This is a genomic window from Pseudomonas sp. Tav-5-1A, assembly GCF_055755055.1.
This window is the reverse complement of the sequence record NZ_CM146901.1, coordinates 2,947,731-2,967,507: the sequence shown is the minus strand read 5'-3', so window position 1 is coordinate 2,967,507 and position 19,777 is coordinate 2,947,731. Positions and strand designations below refer to the sequence as shown.

Here is a 19,777-nt window from a genome sequence, read left to right as displayed (position 1 = left end):
AATCCACCGTAGCAGCGGCCGCATGGCCGCGTCAGGGGCGCTTACACCAAGGCGCTGCGGCGCTTGAGCTCGCTGTTGAGAATGAAGTCATTCTCGGAGTAATCGACCGGGCAGTCGATCACGTGCACGCCCGGGGTGGACAGGCACTGCTCAAGCAGCGGCAGGAAGCCTTCGGCGCTTTCCACGCGGTGGCCCTTGGCACCGTAGGACTGCGCGTACATCACGAAGTCCGGGTTGCCGTAGTCCAGGCCGTAGTCGGTGAAGCCCATGTTCGACTGTTTCCAGCGGATCATGCCGTAGCCGTCGTCACGCAGGATGATGACGGTGAGGTTCATCTTCAGGCGTACCGCGGTTTCCAGTTCCTGGCTGTTCATCATGAAGCCGCCGTCGCCGCACACGGCCACCACCGGACGGTCCGGGTACACCAGGTGCGAGGCCATGGCCGACGGCAGGCCGGCGCCCATGGTCGCCAGGGCGTTGTCCAGCAGCACGGTGTTAGGCTTGTGGGCCTTGTAGTTGCGCGCGAACCAGATCTTGTAGATGCCGTTGTCCAGCGCCACGATGCCTTCCGAAGGCAGGGCGCGACGGACGTCGGCGACCATGCGCTGCGGGTAGATCGGGAAGCGGTTGTCGTCGGCGCCTTCGGCGATCTGCGCCTCGTTGGCCTCGCGGATGGTCATCAGGCGGGTGAAGTCCCAGTGCGGCTGGGGCTCCAGGGCTTCGCTGATCTGCCACACGGCGTTGGCGATGTCGCCCACCACTTCGATCTGCGGGAAGTACACCGGGTCCACTTCAGCCGAACGGAAGTTGATGTGGATGACTTCGGTACCGCCACGCACCATGAAGAACGGCGGCTTCTCGATCACGTCGTGACCGATGTTGACGATCAGGTCGGCAGCCTCGACAGCGCGGTGCACGAAGTCACCGGCCGACAGCGCGGCGTTGCCCAGGAAGCGCGGGTGGCGCTCGTCGACCACACCTTTACCCATTTGCGTGGTGACAAATGGCACGTTGGTCTTGTCGATCAGCTGGCGCAGGACCTTGGCGGTCATCTTGCGGTTGGCGCCGGCGCCGATCACCAGGATCGGGCTGCGGGCAGCCTTGAGCTTGGCCACGGCGGCTTCAATGGCCTTGTGCTCGGCCAGCGGGCGGCGGTGCAGGCTCGGGGTGATCGGCATGCTGTCGGTCTGCTCGGCAGCGATGTCTTCAGGCAGCTCCAGGTGCACGGCACCCGGTTTTTCTTCTTCGGCCAGGCGGAAGGCTTCACGCACGCGCGACGGGATGTTGTCGGCGGAGGCCAGTTGATGCGTGTACTTGGTCAGTGGTTGCATCATGCCGACCACGTCCAGAATCTGGAAGCGGCCCTGCTTGGACTTCTTGATCGGCTTCTGGCCGGTAATCATCAGCATGGGCATGCCGCCCAGGTAGGCATAGGCGCCGGCGGTCACCAGGTTGGTAGCGCCCGGGCCGAGGGTGGACAGGCTGACGCCGGTCTTGCCGGTCAGGCGGCCGTAGGTGGCAGCCATGAAGCCGGCCGATTGCTCGTGGCGGGTCAAAATCAGCTTGATCGGCGATTTGCGCAGGGATTCAAGCAGGTCCAGGTTTTCTTCACCTGGAATACCGAACACATATTCGACGCCTTCGTTTTCCAGGCATTGAACGACGACATCTGCGGCCTTGGCCATTTTTATTCCTCAAATCTGGGCATGCGGATGCAGCCCGGGGTCCGTCATTGGCCCCGGGGCTGGGAGTTGCCGGCATAGGTTAGCCGTTACTGGGCGCGGGGGCGAGCCCGGATGTTGGTACACGCACAATTGAGTGTTCGGTCAACAAACACTCTGGCCCCCAGCGCCTAAAAAGTAGGCATTGCGCAGGGCCTGGGCGGCGGTTTCGGCCGCCGTTTCGCTGGCTGCATGCACCCAGCCCAGCGGGCGCTGACGGCCCACCGCTTCGCCCACGAACGCCAGGTCGCGGAAACCGACCGACAGGTCCAAATTGTCGTCAGGGTGGCGGCGGCCGCCGCCCAGCAGCACCACGGCCATGCCTACCGCACGGGTGTCGATAGCCTCGACCTGGCCAGACGCGGCGGGCCATACCGGCCGCTGGATCGTCGCCTGGGCCAGATAGTGACCCGGGCGCTGCACCAGGTCGGCCGGGCCACCGAGCGCCGCCACCATCTGCTGGAACCGCGCCAGCGCCGCGCCGCTGTGCCAGGCGTGCAGCAGTTGCTCGCGCGCCGCAACGGGGTTGCCCGCCCTGCCCGCCGCCACCAGCGCCTCGGCGCCCAGCGCCAGGGTCACCTCCCACAACCGCGGGCTGCGCACCTGGCCCTGCAGCAGGGCAATGGCCTCGGCCACTTCCAAGGCGTTGCCGGCGCTGCGTGCCAACGGCTGGCTCATGTCGGTGACCAGCGCGCGGGTGCGCACGCCGGCGCCGTTGGCCACGGCGACGATGCTGTCGGCCAGGGCCTGGGCGTCCTGGGTGGCGACCATGAAGGCGCCGTTGCCGCTTTTTACGTCCATCACCAGCACGTCCAGCCCGGCCGCGAGTTTCTTGGCCAGGATCGAGGCGGTGATCAGGTCGATGGACTCCACCGTCGCGGTCACGTCGCGGATGCCGTACAGGCGGCGATCCGCCGGCGCCAGGTCGGCGGTCTGGCCGATGATGGCGCAGCCGACCGCGGCCACCACCTCGCGCAACTGCAGGGCACTGGGCTGCAGGTTGTAGCCGGGGATGCTCTGCAGCTTGTCCAGGGTGCCACCGGTATGGCCCAGGCCGCGCCCGGAAATCATCGGCACGTAGCAGCCACAGGCGGCCAGCAACGGCGCCAGCACCAGGCTGACGCAATCGCCGACGCCGCCGGTGGAATGCTTGTCCACCACCGGCCCCGGCAGGTTCCAGCGCAGCACCTGGCCAGAGTCGCGCATGGCCGTGCTCAGGGCAATGCGTTCGTCCAGGCTCATGCCGCGTATGCACACCGCCATGGCGAACGCCGCCACCTGGCCCTCGCACAGGCTGCCGTCGGCGATGCCGGCGACAAAGCGCTGGATATCGCCGCTGGCCAGCGCGCCGCCGTCGCGCTTGCGGCGGATGACCTCCTGGGCCAGCCAGCCATCAGTTGCCGCTGCACACACTTCTACAGGTTGCGACTGCATGTACGCCCTCCATGGAAACACTTCACCGGTAAAACAGCTGCCAGACGATAACCGGCGGCACGCCGCCAGGCCAGATCAGAATTGATAGCCGACGCCGAAGTAGTAGCCCCAGCCGGTGGAACGGGCGTTGAAGTTGCCGTCGCCGAAGTTCAGCTCGGTGCCGTCCTTCCACTGCCCGCCGTTGTGGAAGTAGCGCCCGGCCGCCATCAGCCGCAGGTGCTTGAAGTTGTACAGCAGCACGTTGGTGGCCACCGTGGCGTTGGCGGTGCGCGTGGCGCCGGCCTCTTCGTGCAGGTCGGAGCCGAAGTCGTAGTTGGTGAAGCCGATGTAGGTCAGCGAGGCGCCGTTGCCGAAGTGCTTGAGCGGCAGGATGTATTTAAGCTGCGCGCGGTAGCCGTCCCAGCTGTTCTCGTTGGCGGCGCCGTAGTTTTCCCATTGCCGGCGCGCGTACAGGTTGGCCGAGAGGATCACCGGGGTGCCGGTCTTGATGTCGGTGCCCAGGCCGCTGTACAGGGTGTTGGCGCGGTCGGCCCTGGTGTGGCCCATGTCGTAGATCCAGTCGAACGCCAGGTAGAACTCCTTGAAGGGCCCGAAGCCGAGCTTGTGGCCGCTGAGTTCGTCGATGGAGATGCGCGGCTCGTGCTCCATGAACACCGGCGAGCCCTTGTCCCATTCGCCGCTGTCATGGCTGTTGCCGATGCCCAGCACCTTGGGCGCGTCGATGTAGCCGTACAGCTCGTACGGGCCCTTGCGGCCGTAGTACTCGTATTCCAGGTAGATGTCGTCGGAAGGCCGGGGGCCGAAGCTGATGTCCTTGCTGCCGATCAGGGTGACGTCCTGGTTGAACCAGGGCGTGTCCTCGGGCAGCGGGTTGGCGGCCACCGACGGGCCGGTGGCGGCCCAGGTGGTTGGCGCGGCCGCCAGGGTCAATGCGGTAAAGGCCCAGACACGCGGGAAAGAACAGTGCTCCACAATCACTTCTCCATAAGTAGCTGCAGGCAAATGCCTTGGCATGACCGGGTTCAGCGATAGCACGATGTGTGCCAGGGGAATAAGGCGTTGTAGATCAAGCGGATAGCAAAAAGACGCAGTTGGTTTTTACCAAACGGTCTGGTGTGGAGCACTCGGTTTGTGCGCGCTGCGCCGTGTTGGCGCAGCGGCTGGGACGCGGCCTGCGGCCGCTGCTACAGGTCCCCCCCCCGCATCCCCGTAGCAGCGGCCGCAGGCCGCGTCCACAGGCACCGCGTATCCTCAGGGCTTGAGCAACTGCATCTGCTGCCGGTAATCATCGGTGGCCTGCCGCGCATCGTCGGCGCTGGCGACCACGCGCGGGGTGATCAGCACGATCAGCTCGGTGCGGTCTTTCGCCTTGCTGGTGCTGCCGAACAACCAACGCAGGCCAGGGATACGGCCCAGGCCCGGCACGCTGGACACGCTCTCGCTGTTGTCCTGCTTGATCAGCCCGCCCAGCAGCACGGTCTGGCCGCTCTGCACCGCCACCTGGGTAGACACCGAACGCGTGGAGATGCTGGGGTTGGGCTGGCTGGTGGTGACGCTGCTGGTGTCGGCGTCGCTCACCTGCTGCTGCACGTCCAGGTACACCAGGCCGCCCGGATTGATGCGCGGGGTGACGTCGAGAATCACGCCGGTCTGCACGTACTCGACGCTGCTCAGGGTAGTGTCCGAGGTGCTGGTGTTCACCGTGGTCTGGCTGATGGGGATGTTGTCGCCCACCTGGATCTGCGCCTGCTGGTTGTTCATCACCACCAGCGACGGCGCCGACAGCACCTGGGTGCGGCCGCTGGTTTCCAATGCGTGCAACGCTACCTGGAAGTTGCTGCTGACAAAGGAATAGAACGCCGTGTCGGTGGACCCCAGCCCTGCCCCGCCACTGCCGAGCGCACCTTGCGAACCGCTGCTGTTGGCCACCGTGGTGCTGGTGGAATTGCCGGCCAGCTTGCCCAGGTACCACTGCACGCCCAGGTCCAGCTCGCCGGTGAGCTTGACCTCGAGGATGCGCGTTTCGATCTGCACCTGCAGCGGCCGGTTGTCCAGGCGCTTGATGGCCGCCTCGATTTCCTTCCACTGCGCCGGGCGGGTGCGCACCAGCAGCTGGTTGGTGCCTTTCTGCGCGGTGATGCGCACGCTGTCTTCCAGGGTTTTCTGCGTGCCCTGGGCAGCGGCGCCGTTGCTGTCGTCGGTGCTGGCGTCAGTGTCGCTGTCGTCGTCACCTTGCGCCGTTTGCCGGGTGGCGGCCTGGGTCGTCAAACCGCCCGTGACGGTGCTGGCGCCGCTGCTGCCGTTGAGCGACGACAGCGTGGTGGTGCGCAGCCCCGGCGCGACCTTGGCGGCGCTGTCGTCCTTGACCTGGCCGCTGCCGTAGATCTGCCGCAGGTATTTGGCCAGGTCCGTGGCTTTCATATTACGTACGTCGTACACATACATCTGCGGCTCGTTGCCACCGCCCTCGTCGATGGTCTTGATCCAGTCGCCCACCTCCTGCAGGTAGGCCGGCTGCGGGGAGATGGCGACGATGGAATTGGTGCGCTCGTTGGGCATGAACTTGACCATGCTCGCCAACGGCAGGCCGCTGTCGGGGCCGAACAGCTTCTGTAGCTGCGGCATCAGCTCGGCCACCGCGGCGTGCTGCAGGCCGTAGACGCCAATGGACATGCCCTTGAGCCAGTCGACGTCGAAGGTGTCGATGGTGTCCTGGTAGTTGGCCAGCTCCTGCGGCGTGCCGGCCAGGCTGAGCACGTTGCGCGCCGGGTCCACCAGCAGGAAGGCGTTGTCGCGCACGAACGGCTTGAGCAGCTTCTGCATCTCGCTGGCGGCGATGTATTTGAGCGGGTACAGCCGCGCCGACAAGCCGCTGGTGGGCGCCGCCACCGGCATCTCCGGCACCAGCTTGCCGGCCACCGCCTGGGCGGCGGGCAGGATCACGTAGCGGTCGCCCTGGCGGATCATGGCGTTGTCGCTCCACGACAGCAGCGTCTCGAGAATCGACAGCGCCTGCTGCTTGTTCACCGGTTTCGAGGTGGAGAAGCTGACGTTGCCCTTCACGCCCTGGGCGATGCTGTAGTTGGCGTGCAGCAGGTCGCCCATCACCGTGTTGATCACCGCCTCGATGGGCTGGTCGGTGAAGTTGAACATGATGTCGCCCGCCCCGCCCTCCGCTGCCTTGGCCGGCGCCTGGGGGCGGATGAAGCGCTGGTTGCCGGTGATGATCTGCCGCGCGACCGGCGCCCGGGCCGGCGCGGGGGCGTCGATGACCGCCGCGCTGGGCGGCAGCACCGGCCGTTGCGCGCCGGTGCCGGCCAGGGCCTCGTGCAGCAGCGCCGGGTCGTTGGCCAGTTCATGGGGTTGCCCGGCGCAACCGGCCAGGGCCAGCGCAGCCGCCAGCCCCAGCGAGGGGGTGCGCAGGCGCGCGGCGATGGGGGTGTGGCGATAGATGTGGGTCATGGTGCCGTTACGTGTGGAAGGGTAATGGGGGGCGTTGCAGCCGACGCCGGCAGGCGCGGCACGGGCAGGCTCAAGGTGCGGGCCTGGCCCTGGCGCTGGAAGGTGGCGCTGGTGGCCTCGACCTGGTCCAGCACCCAGCCGCTGTCCAGCGCGGCGCCGCGGGCCAGCTTCAGCGAGCGCTGGTCGGCCAGGCGCAGCAGCGCCCAGCGGGCCTGGCCGTCGACCACCACGCCGCTCAGGCGCACGCCGTCCAGGGTCTGCGCCGCGGCAGCCTTGGCGACATCGGGCTGGCGGCCTGGGCTGAACAACGGCTGCTGCCAGGCGATCATGCGCTGGGCCTCGGGCAGGTCGACCATGGCCGGCGGCGGCGCAGGCGGTGCTGGCACAGGGGCCTTGCCCTCGGCGGGCAGCCAGGCCACGGCGTGCTCCTGGTCCAGCCAGGCCCAGGTCAGCGCGGCCAGCAGCAGTGCATTGATTGCCAGCAACAACAGGCGCTTGTGGCTCATGGTCGTGGCTCCTTGGCGGCGGCAGCGCCAGTCAGGTAGCCGCGCAACAGCAGCTGCACGCTCAGGCGCCCTGGGCCGCCGGCCGCCGGGGCGTCGTTGTTGCGGTGCACGCTGAGCGCTTCGACGAACAGGTACGGCTGGCCATATTCCAGGCCGTGCAGCAGTTGCATCAGCGGTTCGCTGGCGCAGGCCAGGGTCAGGCTGACCTTGACTTGCCGGTAGGCCTGGCCGCCGTCGGCCTCGGGCACGATGGGCATGCGCTGGGTGACTTCGCAGCCAGGGCCCAGGGCGGCCACGGCCTTGACCCGGTCGACGGCGGCCTGCATCAGGTCAGCTGCCGCGGCGCTGGGGTCGTTGCCGGGCAACAGGCTGCGCCGCGCGCTGGGGTTTTGCCGGGCCTGGGCCAGCGCCGCCTGCAACGCCGGTCCCTGGGCCAGCACCTGGGCGTAACGCTGATGCTGGGCCTGCAGGGTGGCGGCCTGGTCGGCCAGCTCGGCCATGGGCGCGCTGAACCAGCTGGCGACCAGCAGTTGCCAGGCCGCCCACAGCAGCAATGCCAGCACGGCCAGGGCGACGATACGGCGCTCATTGCGCGTGGGTTGACGGCGCATCGACGGCCTCCTGGGTGAGGTGGGCCACCAGCGAAAAGCGCTCGTTGCCGGTTTGCCCGTCCGGCTGGATCACGCCCTGAAAACGCGGGTCCTGCAGGCTGTGGCAAGCATGGGCGCGGGTGATCAGCGCGCTGGCATGCCTGCTCTGGCCGCTGATGTTCAGCTCGCCGCCATCGCGCACCTCCAGCTGTTCAAGCCAGGTGTCGTCGCCCAGGCACTGGGTGAGTTCGGTCAGCAGCGCCGTCACGGTCGGCCGCGCCTGCTTGAGGCGCGCCAGGTAGCTGGCAGCGCCCTGGGTGTCGGTGAGCTCGCGGCGTTGTTGCTCCAGGGCCTGCACCTGCTGGCGTTGCTGCTGCACCTGGGCCTGCATGCGCGCGACACTGGCCTGGCGACCGTTCAGCAGCACCAGCATCAACACCGCCAACGACACCACCACGCCCAGCGCCAGCACACGGTTGAGCCAGGCGGCAGGCGCCGGGGGGCGCAGCTCGGCCGGCAGCAGGTCGAGGCCCTCGGCATCGACGCCGACCACCGCCAGCCCCGCCGCGTGGCAGTGCTCGAGGATGGCTCGCAGCCGCTCGCGGTGGACCGCCACCAGCCGCACCTGCGCCGTGTCGCCGCGCGTGCGCTCGACACGTGCGGCGAACTGCACCTGCTCGGCCGGGTAAGGCGTGTAGCGGTCGATCTCGAAGGCCAGCACCCGCTGCAGCTCCGCCGTGGCCGCCACGGGCAGGCTGATGACCTGCGCCATCACCTCCTGGGCAGGCAAGGCCAGCACGGCCGGCAGGCGCCGGTCGAAGGTGTCGGGCAGCGGCCACGCCAGCCGTTGCGTCAGCGGCGCCGAAGCCAGGCGCGCACGCCACGCGGGCGGCAGCAGGCCGTGCAGTTCGTCGAGCCACAGCTGCAGCCAGCGCCGCGCCAGGCTGGCCTGCCAGCGGCGGTGAAGGTCGGCGAGGTGCCGAGGGAGTGCGATCAGGTTCATTCTTGCCAGCGCAGGACCCGGTATGGCCTGGCGCCCTCCTTCGCGGTGATCAACATCAGGGTTACCTGCAAGGTGGCGTGGTAGCCGCTGGGAAGGGTCGCCTGGCTGACCACGGTGAAAATCTGCCCAGGGTCGGCGCCGCTCAAACGTACGCGCGGCAGGCCCAGGGCCTGGGCCAGTGGCGGCGGCGCCAGTGCCGGGTCGGGTTGCGCCTGGCCGGCCCACACGGTTACCCAGGGCAAGGCGCAGTGGTACAGCGCGTAGCTCATGCCCGGCAGCTCGCGTAATTCGTCCAGGGTGCGCAGCGGCACGGGGCCGTTGCGCTGCCGTTCCAGGGCCTGGAGGGCCGACTCGGGTGCGCCGCCGCAGGCCTTCAGCAGCCGTCGCACATCGGCCAGGGACGCGGCGTTGAGGTCCAGCTTGCCGCGCTCGCTGACCACGCTGACCGCCACTTGGGCGCCATCGAACACCAGCGCATGCACTGCGCCATCGGCGCGCCAGCGCGCCTCCACGTCACGCCCCTGCAGGGCCATCACGGCCTGCCCCAGGCCGGCCTCGGCGGCGAACAGCGCCTGGGCGTTGGCCGCCTGCCACAGCGCCTGGCGGTGCTGCAGTTGCACGGTGCCGGCCAGCGCCGCCAGCAAGGTGCCCAACAGCGCCAGCACCCACAGCACCAGCAGCAGCGCCACGCCGCGTTGGCGGTTCATGGCGCCGCCTCGCTGGCCAGGTCCAGGCGCAGGCTGACCTGCTCGCGCACCCAGGGCAACACGCCCCGCAGCGTTGCCTCGATACGCACCGCGCGCGGCAGGCGCTCGGGCCACGGCCACTCCGCCAGCCAGCCGCTGTCCTTGGCCAGGGGCGACAGCCCGCGGTAGCTGAAGGCCAACTGTTGTACCTCGCGCAGCAGCACCTGGGGCTCGCCGAAGGCGCTCAGGGCCTGGCCGTCGAGCCGGGCCAGGCGCACTTGCAACTGCTGGTGCACCAGGCTCAGCTGTTGCTGGTACAGGCCGCCGCCAATCGAATCCGGCAGCGGCGCATAAAAGGTCATGGCAGCGGCGTGGCCGACAAAGCGCACCGGCTTCGCCGTGACGTCGCCCTGGGCCACCGGCAGCGCCTGGCCAATGGCGCGGCGCAGAAAGTTCTGGGCCGCGCGCACCTCGTCCAGGCGCTCGCTGAACACCTGCGCCTTGGCCACGGCGCGGTTGGCGCCCACCAGCGCCGTGGCTACCAGGCCCAGCAGCACGCCCAGCAGGCTGAGCACCACGAGGATTTCCAGCAAGGTGAAACCGCGTTCACGCCTCACGAGCCGCGCACCCGCAAGGTGCTGAACTGCGCCTGGCGGCCGTCGGCCTTCAGGGTCAGTTGCAGGCGAAACAGCCGCGCCGCACCGGCCACCGACGGCACCTGGCTGACGTCGCAGACCCAGGCCACGCCTTGCCACTGGCCCTGGCGCCGGCCGCTGGCCAGCGGGCCTTCGCCCAACTCGTCCATCAGCGAGCGCGCCGCCAGGTTCAGCCGGTCGCTGCGCGCGCTCTGCTGCAAGGCCCGCGCGCTTTCGCCAAAGGCACCCAGCAGCACGGTCGCGCACAGCGCCAGCACCGCCAGCGCCGCGAGCATTTCCAGCAGGGTGAAGCCGCGTTGGCGGTTCATCGCAGGTCCCGCAGGCGCACGTTGCCGGTCAGCCAGGCGACGTCGATGCGCCACTGGCGCTGGCCTTGGGTGATCAGCACGTTGCCGCCACTGGCACCGCCGTCAGGGTAGAACTCGAACCCGGCACCCAGGCCGTCGGCGGTCTGCAGGCGCACCTGCCAATCACTGGGCCAGTGGGCCACGGGCTTGCCCGGCGCCTGCACGGTGCGGGCGCGCAGGTCGAAACCGGTGCGCGCCGGCTGGCCGCTGACAATCGCCTGCACCCGCGAGGCGCGCAGGGCATCGACCATCTGCGCCAGCGCCTTGCGCTCGCCGGCGCTGTGCAACCCACGCTGCAAGCCATAGCCCACCAGCCCCGCGGCCACGCCGATGAGCACGATGACCACGAGCATTTCCAGCAGGGTGAAGCCGCGGGCGCGCTGCATGGTTATTCCCAGTTGCCCAGGTCGGCGTTGTAGCCTTCGCCGCCCGGCTGGCCGTCCTGGCCGTAGAAGATCAGGTCGAAGCTGCCGTGTTCGCCGGGGAAGCGGTAGCCGAACGGATGGCCGAACGGGTCTTTCAAATCCGACGGCTTGGCGTAGGGGCCGGCCCAGTTGCCCGCCGTGGAAGGCTTGGTCACCAGCTGGTTGAGGTTGGCCGGTGGCGCGCCCATGTCCAGGGCGTAGCTCTCGACCTTCATGCTCAGGCTGGCCAGTTGCGCCTTGCCAGCGCCGTATTTACCCTTGTCGACGTTGCCGCCAACTTGACGCACGACGATGGTGGCGACGATGCCCAGCAGCACGATCACCGCGAGCATTTCCAGCAAGGTGAAACCGCCCTGGCGGCGGCCCGTGTTCATGGTTTTCATGGGGTGTGGTCCTTTAAATGTTACTGGTGAGGCTCATCAGCGGCAGCATGATGGCGAGCATGATCACGGCGACCATCGCCGCCATGACCACCGTGAGCGTGGGCACGAGCGCTGCGAGCAGGCGGTCGATGCCGCGCTTGGCTTCGACGTCGAACACCTCGGCGACTTTCAGCAGCATGCCGTCCAGCTCGCCGGCCTGTTCGCCGACGTCGATCATCTGGATGGCCAATTCGGGCAACAGCAATTGCGACCTGCCTTGTGGGAGCTGGCTTGCCAGCGAGCTTTGGGGCCCTGAAAGGCTCGCTGGCAAGCCAGCTCCCACAGACAGCTCCTGGCTCAGGCCGCTGGCCAGGGTGCCGCCGCCCTTGACCCAGTCGGTGGCCTGTTCCACCTGGGCGACGATGGCGCGGTTGCTGCACACCTGGCGCACGATCAGCAGCGCCTGCAACAGCGCCACGCCGTTGCTCAGCAGGGTGCCGAGGGTGCGCGCCAGGCGCGCGGCCTCGATGCGTTGCAGCAGCGGGCCGATGATTTTTATCTTCAGCAGGCGCAGGTCATTGCGCTGGCGCCGGGCCGGGTCGCGCAGGGCGATGGCGCTGCCCGAGATGACGACGATGAGGCCGGCTAGAACGACCAGCCCCCAGGCGCTGAGAAACTCGCCCATGGCCAGGATCACCTGGGTAATCAGCGGAATCGGCACGCCAAGGTCGCGGAAAATCGGCACGAACTGCGGCACCACGTAGGCCAGCAGCAGGGCCAGCGAACCGAGCACTCCAACCACCAGAAACGCCGGGTAGATCAGCGCGTTGATGACCTCGCCGCGCAGGGTCTGGCTGCGTTCGAGATAGTCGCTGAGCTGCCTCAAGGTGTTCTCTAGAGCACCGCCCGCCTCGCCGGCGCGGACCATGCTGATGTACAGCGTGGAGAACTGCCCGCCCTCTTCTTCCAGCGCCTGGGACAGCGGCTTGCCGGCCTTGACCTGTTCGCGGATGCGTTCGATGAGCGCGCGGGCCTTGGCTTCCTGGGTCTGCTTGAGCAGGATGCCCAGCGAACGCTCCAGCGGCTGGCCGGCGCCCAGGAGGGTGGCCAACTGCTGGGTGAAGCTGACCAGGGCGGCGCCGTTCATGGCCTGGCTGGCGCGGGCGCTGCGCGCGCTGCCGGCTTCCAGGCTCAGTACCAGCCAGCCGCGGGCCTGCAACTGGGCCACGGCCGCCTGTTCGCTGGCGGCGTCGAGGCTGCCCTTGTGCGCGGCGCCGTCGGCGGCCAGGGCGCGGTAACGGAAGGTCTGCATGTCAGTCGCCCCGTGCCACGCGCAGCACTTCTTCCAGCGAGGTAATGCCGGCCAGCGCCTGGCGCAGGCCGTCCTCGTACAGGGTCACCAGGCCGTGGCGGCGCGCGGCCGCTTCAAGGGTGGCGGCGTCGGCCTGGCGCATCAGCAGGCTGCGCAGTTCGTCGTTCATCACCAGCAGTTCGGTGATGGCGCTGCGGCCGTGGTAGCCGCCGCCGGGGCTGTCGGTGGCCGGGCGGTACAGCACAATGGGCCGCTGGGCGGTGTACTGGTCCAGCCGGTGGCGCGCGATCAGCTCCGGCGGCGCCTCGAAGGCCACCCGGGTGGCTGGGTCGAGGCGCCGCACCAGGCGCTGGGCGAGGATGCCCTGCAGGGTCGAGGCGATCAGGTAGTGCTCCACGCCCATGTCCAGCAGGCGGGTGATACTCGCCGCGGCGCTGTTGGTGTGCAGGGTAGACAGCACCAGGTGGCCGGTGAGCGACGACTGGATGGCGATGCGGCAGGTTTCCAGGTCGCGCATCTCGCCGATCATGATCACATCCGGGTCCTGGCGCACGATGGAGCGCAGCGCCCCCGGGAAATCCAGGCCGATGGCCGGTTTCACCTGGATCTGGTTGATGCCCGCCAGCTGGTACTCCACCGGGTCTTCGACGGTGATGATCTTGCGCTCGGCGGTGTTGAGCCGCGACAGCGCGGTGTACAGCGTGGTGGTCTTGCCCGAGCCGGTGGGGCCGGTGACCAGGAAGATGCCGTGTGGGCGTTCGAGCAGCTCCAGCAGGCTGTGCAGGCGCGGGCCGTCGATGCCCAGGGTGGGGAAATCGAAGCTCACGGTCTGCCGGTCGAGCAGGCGCATCACCACCGACTCGCCGAAGCTGGTGGGCACCGTCGATACCCGCAGGTCCAGCTCCTTGCCCTGGATGCGCAGCATGATGCGGCCATCTTGCGGCAAACGCCGCTCGGCGATGTCCAGCCGGGCCATGATTTTCAAGCGCGAGATCACCGCCGCCGCCAGGCTGGGCGGCGGCGCCTCGCCCTGCACCAGCAGGCCGTCGACGCGGTAGCGCACCTGCAGCTGGTCCTCGAAGGGCTCCACGTGCACGTCGGAGGCGCGGTCCTGCACGGCCTTCTGCAGGATCAGGTTGACCAGGCGAATCACCGGCGCCTCGGAGGCCAGGTCCTTGAGGTGCTCGATGTCTTCCTGGGCGTCCGGCTCGCCGTCCAGGGACTCGATCAGCGCGTCCATGGCGCTGCGGCCCTGGCCGTGGAAGCGTTCGATCAAGGTGTTGACCTCGGCGGCGGTGGCGATCACCAGCGTCAGCGGGCGCTGGGCGCAGTAGCGCAGGGCGTCCAGGGCGTACGCCGACAGCGGCGCGCTGGCAGCCACCTCGATGTGCGCCGGCTGGGCGTCAAGCACCACCAGGCCATGGTGGCGCAGGAAGCGTTCGCTGCCCAGCAGCAGCGGCGCGGCGTCGCCGGGCAGCTTTGCCAGGTCCAGGCGCGGCACGCCCAGCAGGGCTGCGCAGGCCTGGGCCACCTCTTCGTCACGCACGGCGCCCAGGCGCACCAGGGTGCGCAGGATGTCGTCGTCGCTGCCACTTTCGGCCAGGCACAGCTTGCGCGCCCGGTTGATGTCCGAGACTTTGACTTCAGTATGTTCGGCCAACCACTGGCACAGTTCGAGTTGCGTGGGAAGTTGCACGCACCCGGCGGACGTTATGACTGACGACACAGTATCGCTCGATGGCCAGGCCACGAAGTATTTAATAATAAACGCACACTTGCGCCTTCGTACTTGGCGCACGAAACAGCCCAGGCGAGCAACTAACAGGAAAGTATCAATAGAATTAGCGAGCGTATTTTTCAACGCTGACACAGCTTACCAGAACCTAAAACCTAACTGCAATTAGGTTTACCAAATTGGTTATTTATTGCTTTTAATAACCGCTCAACACCAGAACAAACCCAAATAAAGCAATTTTTACGCAACAAAACATAACATTTTTCCATTATTCATGAATAATTCAGCCAGTATCACCCCTTCGCCAGCATGCCCCTTCATCGCTTTTCCGGCGTTTTTTATCCGTTCGGAAAAATATCTTTGCGAACATTGAACTTTTAAAGGCATCATCGGGACTTACACTTCGGCGCAACTTCGCAATAACATCGAAGTGCCATCATTTAACCTTCACTCGAGAATCAATCGATGAACCGACTCATGTTGCCCGTCATGGGCACTGTGCTCTTGTGCGCCCAGAGTTTCTGCGCGCTGGCGGCGGATACAACTTCCACGACCAACACGCACGAGCAACTTCGCGAACAACTGGAAGCCAAGCGCGATCAATTGTCCGGCGCCGCCAGCGTGAGCAAGGCCGCCCAGGCCACCGCCGCCACCGTGCAAGACGACCCGGTGGTCACCGACGACGCCCCCAGCCAGGAGCAGCAACAATGAGCAGGGTATTCAAGCAGGCGCTGAGCCTCAGCGTGCTGGCCTTCAGCGTGGCCCACGCCAACCTGGCGCTGGCCGAAGTCACTCCGGCCACCGGCGATGCGGTGGAAGCGCGGGTCAGCTCGATCCTCGACAACATGAGCACCTCGGAGAAGATCAACTTCACCCGCGTCGACGACGGCCACATGATCCCCAAGCTGACCAAGTGGGGCATCCAGGGCACCGTGGCCTATGACTCGTCCATGGGCGTGCACGTCAACAACGCCACCTTCGGCGCGCAGTACCCGTCGCAATCGGCCATCGCCGCCACCTGGAGCATCAACCGCGCCAAGGAATTCGGCCTGGCCATCGCCTACGAGACGCGCATCTCCGGCGGCCAGCAGATGCTCTCCCCGGGCGTCAACCTGTACCGCACCCCCTACGGCGGCCGCGCGGCCGAGTACCTGAGCGGTGAAGACCCGTTCCTCGGCGCCGTGCTGGCCCCGGCCGTGGTCAACGCCATCCAGGCCCAGGGCATCCAGGCCAGCGGCAAGCACTACGTGGCCAACGAGCAGGAAGCCAACCGCCAGGCGGTGAACGTGGTGGTGGATGAGCGCACCTTGCGCGAGATGTACCTGCCGGGCTTCGAGTCGATGGTCAAGAACGCCAACGTGGCGTCGATCATGTGCGGCTTCAACAAGATCAACGGCGACTACGCCTGCGAGAACCATCACCTGATCACCGACGTGCTCAAGGGCGAATGGGGCTACCAGGGCATGGTGATCAGTGACTTCAACGCCATCCACGATGCCTTCAAGGGCGCCTGGGCCGGCACCGACATCGACATGCCGTCGGGCCTGCAATTCACCGAGGCCAACCTGCTGCCACTGCTGTACAGCGGCCAGCTGACCCAGAACGTCATCGACGACAAGGCCAAGCGCAACCTGCGCGGCATTGTCAGCTATGACCTGCAGGAACACCTGAACACCGCGCAGACCCTGACCCACACCGAGTACGGCGCCAAGGCCGCGCTGGACACCGCGCGCGAGTCCACCATCCTGCTGCGCAACGAAAACACCAGCGCCGGCGCCCCGCTGCTGCCCCTGGCGCGCAGCGCCAAGATCGCCGTGATCGGTGACTGGGCGTACCAGGCCCCGGGCTCGCCGTTCGGCACCGCCAACTCGCCACCCAACAGCTACGTGACCGAACTCAGCGGCCTGCAGCAGCTGGCGTCCGACAGCAGCAACGTCACCTACCTGCCGGCCCTGAGCCTCAACCCGCAGGCGTCGGTGTGGTACCAGCCGTCAAACGGCAGCAGCGACGTCAGCAACTCCGGCATCAAGGCCGAGTACTACGCCAACACCAGTTTCTCCGGCGACCCGGCGCTGACCCGCGTGGAGCCCGGCGTGAACCTCAACTGGACCACCAGCACCAACGTCACCAACGCCGGCACCACCACCGTGTCAGGCTTCACCCCGACCGCGGGTGCGTTCTCGGCGCGCTTCACCGGCGTGATCAAGCCGACCGTGACCGGCCCGCAGGTGTTCAAGGTGCGCGCCGACGGCCCGTACAAGCTGTGGGTGAACGACGTGCTGGTGCTGCAGAGCGACGGCGTGCCGTACTCCTCCGACGTGGTCAACGCCCTGGTCACCTCGGGCAAGACTGCCTCGCTGACCGCCGGCAAGGCCTACACCGTGAAACTCGAGTACGAGCGCGTGCAGGGCAACTTCACCCCGGCCCTGGGCGGCCTGGCGGGCGTGCAGATGAGCTGGGCGGCGCTGGCTGCGCCTAAGGACTTGTCCAAGTACGACGCGGTGGTGGTGTCTGCCGGCACCAACTACGAGAACGAAGGCGAAGGATCGGACCACGGTTTCGACCTGCCCGACCAACAGGCTGACCTGATCACCGCGGTGGCCAAGGCCAACCCCAACACCATCGTGGTAATGCACGGCGGCGGTATCGCCAACATGCAGCCATGGGCGAAGAAAGTCGGCGCTACCCTGGAAGCCTGGCTGCCAGGCCAGCAAGGCGGCCAGGCGTTGGCGGAGATCATCTTCGGCAAGGTCAACCCGTCGGGCAAGCTGCCGGTCACCATCGACAAGCAGATCGAGGACAACGCCAGCTACGCCTCCTACCCGGACCCGGCGCAGTACCGTGGCGACAACGCCCTCACCCAGCTGACCTACAGCGAAGGCCTGTACCTGGGCTACCGCGCGTATGACAAGCGCAACACCAAGCCGCTGTACCCGTTCGGCTTCGGTCTGTCGTACACCACGTTCAGCTACAGCGACCTAAAACTGTCGACCAACGTGCTGACCCCGGGCGCCACCGTCAACGCCAGGTTCACCATCACCAACACCGGCGCCAAGGCCGGCTATGAAGTGGCGCAGCTGTACGTGCAGCCGGTGAACCCCAGCGTCGACCGTCCCGAGAAAGAGCTGAAGGGCTTCACCAAGGTGTACCTCAAGCCGGGCGAGAGCAAGACCGTGAGCATCCCGCTGGACTCGCGTTCGCTGGCCTACTACGTGGACAACACCGACAGCTGGAACGTCGATGCCGGCAAGTTCAAGATCCGCGTCGGCACCAGCTCCGCCGACCTGTCGCTGAGCCAGACCCTGACCACGCTGTACGCCGAGCAGCTGACCACCCGCGACAGCAACCCGCTGCCCAAGCCACTGCGCAAGGCCGTGCAGGTGTCCACCTCGCAGACCTACTGAGGATACGCCGCGCAGGAGCCGACGGTAGGAGCCGACTTTAGTCGCGATGCGGCCACCCCAGTCCCATCGCGGCCAAGGCCGGGTCCTACGCGGGCTGACGCAGCCTCAGGGATGAGGCTGCAGGTCCTTGGCCAGGCGGCCCAGGTAGGCGTCGAACACCTGCATCACGTCGACGCTGTCCCGCCCCCTGAGCCACTGGATCTGCAGGCCGTCCATCACCGAGAACAGCTCCAGGGCCAGGGTCCTGGGTTGCACGTCCGCGCGGATCGCGCCGCTGGCCACCAGTGACGCCAGGTGCGCCTGGGCGTGACCATGCACCACCTCGAATTTCTCCTGGTACCAGGGAAACGCCGGATGCTTGTCCGACAGGCTCTCGACGTTGATCATCAGTGCCGCCTGGCACTCCGCCGCATCTTCCACGCTGAACCCCATGCTCATTCGCAGAAAGCGCAGGAAGCCATCGAGGGTGGGCGCCGTTTCCAGTTCGCTGAAGCGTTCGGTCACGCGCTGGTCGCGACGGTCGAGCAAGGCCCGCAGCAACGCCACCTTGTTGGGAAAATGGTGCAGCAGGCCCACGGTGGTGATGCCGGCGATGTCGGCCACGTCACGCATCGACGCGCCCTGGTAGCCGTCCCTGGCGAACACTTGCGTGGCCGCGTCCAGCAACGCCATGCGGCGCATCTCGCCCTTGGGCGCACGTCGGCGCTTGGGGGCTGGCAGCTGCGCCGCGTCGTGCTGGTTATCCGTATCTGACATAAAAACCCGTTGCACTTGAATTCATTGATTGGCCCGGCGCAGCAGGCGCCAGACGGTGATGATCGCCAGCAGCGCCACCACCGCGTTGCCCAGCCACATGCCCAGCACCGCGCCGCTGGCGCCATGGCCGTGGGCACCGGCGTACACCCATGGCAGGGTGCCCAGGGTGCCGCGCAGCCAGCCGAAGGTAGGCACCCACCAGGCGCGGCCCAGGGTGAGGAACAGCGACTGGGCGACGAAGTCCAGGCCGAACAGCACCCACAGGCCCATGCCCAGGCGCGTCACCGTGAGGAAAATGTCGCGGCCGTTGCCCTGCAGGTGGAAATAGTCGGCCACCAGTGGCCCCGCCAGCAGCACCAGCAGCCAGAACGCCACACCATAGAGGACCACCCCGCGGGCTGTAAAGGCGATGGCCTGGCGCACCCGGTCATGGCGGCCGGCGCCCAGGTTCTGCGCCAGCACCGGCACCAGCGCCGTGGGCAGGGCAAAATAGACGCAGTAGCCCAGTTGCAGTACGCGGTCCACCACCGCCATGCCGGCCAGCGCCGAGGCGCCCAGCCCGGCCAGGGTGATCATCAGGTAGCTGATGCCCACGGGCATGGCCAGGTTGCCCAGTATCGCCGGCACCGCCAGCCGCGCCGTGCGGCCGATGTGCAGGCACAGCAACCGGGCGTTCAGGCGCAGCGCCAGGCCCAGGTGGCGCTTGAGCCAGTAAAGCCCTACCAGCATTGACACCAGTGCCGCCAGCGCGCACGACCAGCCTGCGCCCTCCAGGCCCATGCCCAGCCCGAGGATCAGCAGCGGGTCGGCCACTGCCAGGGTCAGCGCACCACTGAGCAGCACCCACAGCGCCAGGCGCACGTGGCCCTGGGCCTTGAGCAGCTGTGCGCTCATCTGCGCCAGCGCCACCGGCACGCTGGCGGCCAGGGTCATGCACACGAACCCACGGGCCGAGGCATAGGCGCCGGGGTCGGCACCCAGCCAGCGGGCCAGCGGCGCCATGGCCAGCCATTCCAGCGCCGCCACGCTTGCCGCCACCGCCAGCACCATCAGCAACAGGTGCGTCACCAGCCGTGCCAGGCGCCGGCCACCATGCTTGCCGATGCGCTCCGACAGCAGCGCACCGCCGGCAATCACCACCCCGGCGGCGAACGCGCCGTTGAGGAACATCAACGTCTTGGCCAGGCCCACCGCCGCCAGCAGGCGCTGGTCGCCCAGCCGCGAGACGTAGACCAGGGTCAGGATATCCACCATGAACACCGCCAGCAGGCTCAACGCGCTGGTGCTGGCCATGGCCAGCACATGGCGCGCGATAGAGCCTTCCGTGAACCGGGCGGTGGGGGTGGGCATGGATGGGGTACTCGGGGATGGACGCCAA

At 67.5% G+C, this 19,777-nt stretch carries 18 protein-coding genes; 2 read left to right on the top strand and 16 right to left on the bottom strand.

The window, feature by feature from the left end:
- Window positions 1-41: 41 nt before the first annotated feature.
- The 14 genes from AC0J42_RS13540 to AC0J42_RS13475 form a co-directional block, all read right to left on the bottom strand.
- Window positions 42-1,685: an acetolactate synthase large subunit gene (locus AC0J42_RS13540; RefSeq protein ID WP_473006534.1), complete on the bottom strand. Its 1,644-nt coding sequence runs from the start codon at window positions 1,683-1,685 to the stop codon at window positions 42-44.
- Between the two features lie 141 nt (window positions 1,686-1,826).
- On the bottom strand, window positions 1,827-3,155 hold the full coding sequence (deoA, locus tag AC0J42_RS13535; RefSeq protein ID WP_473006533.1) for a thymidine phosphorylase: 1,329 nt from the start codon (window positions 3,153-3,155) through the stop codon (window positions 1,827-1,829).
- Window positions 3,156-3,230: 75 nt separating this feature from the next.
- The gene (locus AC0J42_RS13530; RefSeq protein ID WP_416424052.1) at window positions 3,231-4,127 is read right to left on the bottom strand and encodes a nucleoside-specific channel-forming protein Tsx; all 897 of its coding nucleotides are present in this window, start codon (window positions 4,125-4,127) and stop codon (window positions 3,231-3,233) included.
- A gap of 279 nt (window positions 4,128-4,406) precedes the next feature.
- On the bottom strand, window positions 4,407-6,617 hold the full coding sequence (gspD, locus tag AC0J42_RS13525) for a type II secretion system secretin GspD (protein WP_473006532.1): 2,211 nt from the start codon (window positions 6,615-6,617) through the stop codon (window positions 4,407-4,409).
- Window positions 6,614-7,123 (bottom strand): hypothetical protein, encoded by a 510-nt coding sequence (locus AC0J42_RS13520; protein WP_416424050.1) that lies wholly within the window; start codon window positions 7,121-7,123, stop codon window positions 6,614-6,616. Before AC0J42_RS13520 ends, gspD begins: the two co-directional genes overlap by 4 nt.
- Window positions 7,120-7,734 carry a type II secretion system protein GspM gene (gene gspM, locus AC0J42_RS13515; protein ID WP_473006531.1) on the bottom strand — a complete coding sequence of 205 codons (615 nt, stop codon included), beginning with the start codon at window positions 7,732-7,734 and terminating at the stop codon, window positions 7,120-7,122. The genes AC0J42_RS13520 and gspM overlap by 4 nt, the downstream gene beginning before the upstream one ends.
- Entirely contained in the window at window positions 7,709-8,716 is a 1,008-nt protein-coding gene (locus tag AC0J42_RS13510; RefSeq protein WP_473006530.1) for a type II secretion system protein GspL, read from the bottom strand. Before AC0J42_RS13510 ends, gspM begins: the two co-directional genes overlap by 26 nt.
- Complete coding sequence (locus AC0J42_RS13505) at window positions 8,713-9,423, bottom strand: type II secretion system minor pseudopilin GspK (RefSeq protein WP_416424047.1); 711 nt, start codon at window positions 9,421-9,423, stop codon at window positions 8,713-8,715. Before AC0J42_RS13505 ends, AC0J42_RS13510 begins: the two co-directional genes overlap by 4 nt.
- Window positions 9,420-10,019 (bottom strand): prepilin-type N-terminal cleavage/methylation domain-containing protein, encoded by a 600-nt coding sequence (locus tag AC0J42_RS13500; protein WP_473006529.1) that lies wholly within the window; start codon window positions 10,017-10,019, stop codon window positions 9,420-9,422. The genes AC0J42_RS13505 and AC0J42_RS13500 overlap by 4 nt, the downstream gene beginning before the upstream one ends.
- A complete protein-coding gene (locus AC0J42_RS13495; protein WP_473006528.1) occupies window positions 10,016-10,366 on the bottom strand; it encodes a prepilin-type N-terminal cleavage/methylation domain-containing protein in 351 nt (116 codons plus the stop codon). Before AC0J42_RS13495 ends, AC0J42_RS13500 begins: the two co-directional genes overlap by 4 nt.
- A complete protein-coding gene (locus tag AC0J42_RS13490; protein ID WP_473006527.1) occupies window positions 10,363-10,791 on the bottom strand; it encodes a prepilin-type N-terminal cleavage/methylation domain-containing protein in 429 nt (142 codons plus the stop codon). The genes AC0J42_RS13495 and AC0J42_RS13490 overlap by 4 nt, the downstream gene beginning before the upstream one ends.
- 2 nt (window positions 10,792-10,793) lie before the next feature.
- Complete coding sequence (gene gspG / locus AC0J42_RS13485) at window positions 10,794-11,204, bottom strand: type II secretion system major pseudopilin GspG (RefSeq protein ID WP_416427423.1); 411 nt, start codon at window positions 11,202-11,204, stop codon at window positions 10,794-10,796.
- Between the two features lie 22 nt (window positions 11,205-11,226).
- Window positions 11,227-12,504 (bottom strand): type II secretion system F family protein, encoded by a 1,278-nt coding sequence (locus AC0J42_RS13480; protein WP_473006526.1) that lies wholly within the window; start codon window positions 12,502-12,504, stop codon window positions 11,227-11,229.
- Window position 12,505: 1 nt separating this feature from the next.
- Window positions 12,506-14,230: a GspE/PulE family protein gene (locus tag AC0J42_RS13475; RefSeq protein WP_473006525.1), complete on the bottom strand. Its 1,725-nt coding sequence runs from the start codon at window positions 14,228-14,230 to the stop codon at window positions 12,506-12,508.
- Between the two features lie 486 nt (window positions 14,231-14,716).
- Between AC0J42_RS13475 and AC0J42_RS13470 the strand changes: the two genes are divergently transcribed.
- Window positions 14,717-14,950 (top strand): hypothetical protein, encoded by a 234-nt coding sequence (locus AC0J42_RS13470; RefSeq protein WP_416427592.1) that lies wholly within the window; start codon window positions 14,717-14,719, stop codon window positions 14,948-14,950.
- On the top strand, window positions 14,947-17,643 hold the full coding sequence (locus AC0J42_RS13465) for a beta-glucosidase (protein ID WP_473006524.1): 2,697 nt from the start codon (window positions 14,947-14,949) through the stop codon (window positions 17,641-17,643). Before AC0J42_RS13470 ends, AC0J42_RS13465 begins: the two co-directional genes overlap by 4 nt.
- A 105-nt stretch (window positions 17,644-17,748) precedes the next feature.
- Here the strand turns inward: AC0J42_RS13465 and AC0J42_RS13460 are convergent, their stop codons facing one another.
- Both AC0J42_RS13460 and AC0J42_RS13455 read right to left on the bottom strand, forming a co-directional pair.
- The gene (locus AC0J42_RS13460; RefSeq protein ID WP_416424040.1) at window positions 17,749-18,399 is read right to left on the bottom strand and encodes a TetR/AcrR family transcriptional regulator; all 651 of its coding nucleotides are present in this window, start codon (window positions 18,397-18,399) and stop codon (window positions 17,749-17,751) included.
- A gap of 21 nt (window positions 18,400-18,420) precedes the next feature.
- Window positions 18,421-19,749, bottom strand: coding sequence for an MATE family efflux transporter (locus tag AC0J42_RS13455; protein WP_473006523.1), 1,329 nt, complete (start codon window positions 19,747-19,749; stop codon window positions 18,421-18,423).
- Window positions 19,750-19,777 lie beyond the last annotated feature (28 nt).

What these genes read in the sequence shown, in the direction of transcription:
- AC0J42_RS13480 (WP_473006526.1), bottom strand. Translation starts at nt 12,504, where the DNA reads ATGCAGACCTTCCGTTACCGCGCCCTGGCCGCCGACGGCGCCGCGCAC.
- gspD (WP_473006532.1), bottom strand. Translation starts at nt 6,617, where the DNA reads ATGACCCACATCTATCGCCACACCCCCATCGCCGCGCGCCTGCGCACC.
- AC0J42_RS13495 (WP_473006528.1), bottom strand. Translation starts at nt 10,366, where the DNA reads ATGAACCGCCAACGCGGCTTCACCCTGCTGGAAATGCTCGCGGCGCTG.
- gspM (WP_473006531.1), bottom strand. Translation starts at nt 7,734, where the DNA reads ATGCGCCGTCAACCCACGCGCAATGAGCGCCGTATCGTCGCCCTGGCC.
- AC0J42_RS13510 (WP_473006530.1), bottom strand. Translation starts at nt 8,716, where the DNA reads ATGAACCTGATCGCACTCCCTCGGCACCTCGCCGACCTTCACCGCCGC.
- AC0J42_RS13505 (WP_416424047.1), bottom strand. Translation starts at nt 9,423, where the DNA reads ATGAACCGCCAACGCGGCGTGGCGCTGCTGCTGGTGCTGTGGGTGCTG.
- AC0J42_RS13490 (WP_473006527.1), bottom strand. Translation starts at nt 10,791, where the DNA reads ATGCAGCGCGCCCGCGGCTTCACCCTGCTGGAAATGCTCGTGGTCATC.
- AC0J42_RS13460 (WP_416424040.1), bottom strand. Translation starts at nt 18,399, where the DNA reads ATGTCAGATACGGATAACCAGCACGACGCGGCGCAGCTGCCAGCCCCC.
- AC0J42_RS13540 (WP_473006534.1), bottom strand. Translation starts at nt 1,685, where the DNA reads ATGGCCAAGGCCGCAGATGTCGTCGTTCAATGCCTGGAAAACGAAGGC.
- deoA (WP_473006533.1), bottom strand. Translation starts at nt 3,155, where the DNA reads ATGCAGTCGCAACCTGTAGAAGTGTGTGCAGCGGCAACTGATGGCTGG.
- AC0J42_RS13520 (WP_416424050.1), bottom strand. Translation starts at nt 7,123, where the DNA reads ATGAGCCACAAGCGCCTGTTGTTGCTGGCAATCAATGCACTGCTGCTG.
- AC0J42_RS13465 (WP_473006524.1), top strand. Translation starts at nt 14,947, where the DNA reads ATGAGCAGGGTATTCAAGCAGGCGCTGAGCCTCAGCGTGCTGGCCTTC.
- AC0J42_RS13455 (WP_473006523.1), bottom strand. Translation starts at nt 19,749, where the DNA reads ATGCCCACCCCCACCGCCCGGTTCACGGAAGGCTCTATCGCGCGCCAT.
- gspG (WP_416427423.1), bottom strand. Translation starts at nt 11,204, where the DNA reads ATGAACACGGGCCGCCGCCAGGGCGGTTTCACCTTGCTGGAAATGCTC.
- AC0J42_RS13470 (WP_416427592.1), top strand. Translation starts at nt 14,717, where the DNA reads ATGTTGCCCGTCATGGGCACTGTGCTCTTGTGCGCCCAGAGTTTCTGC.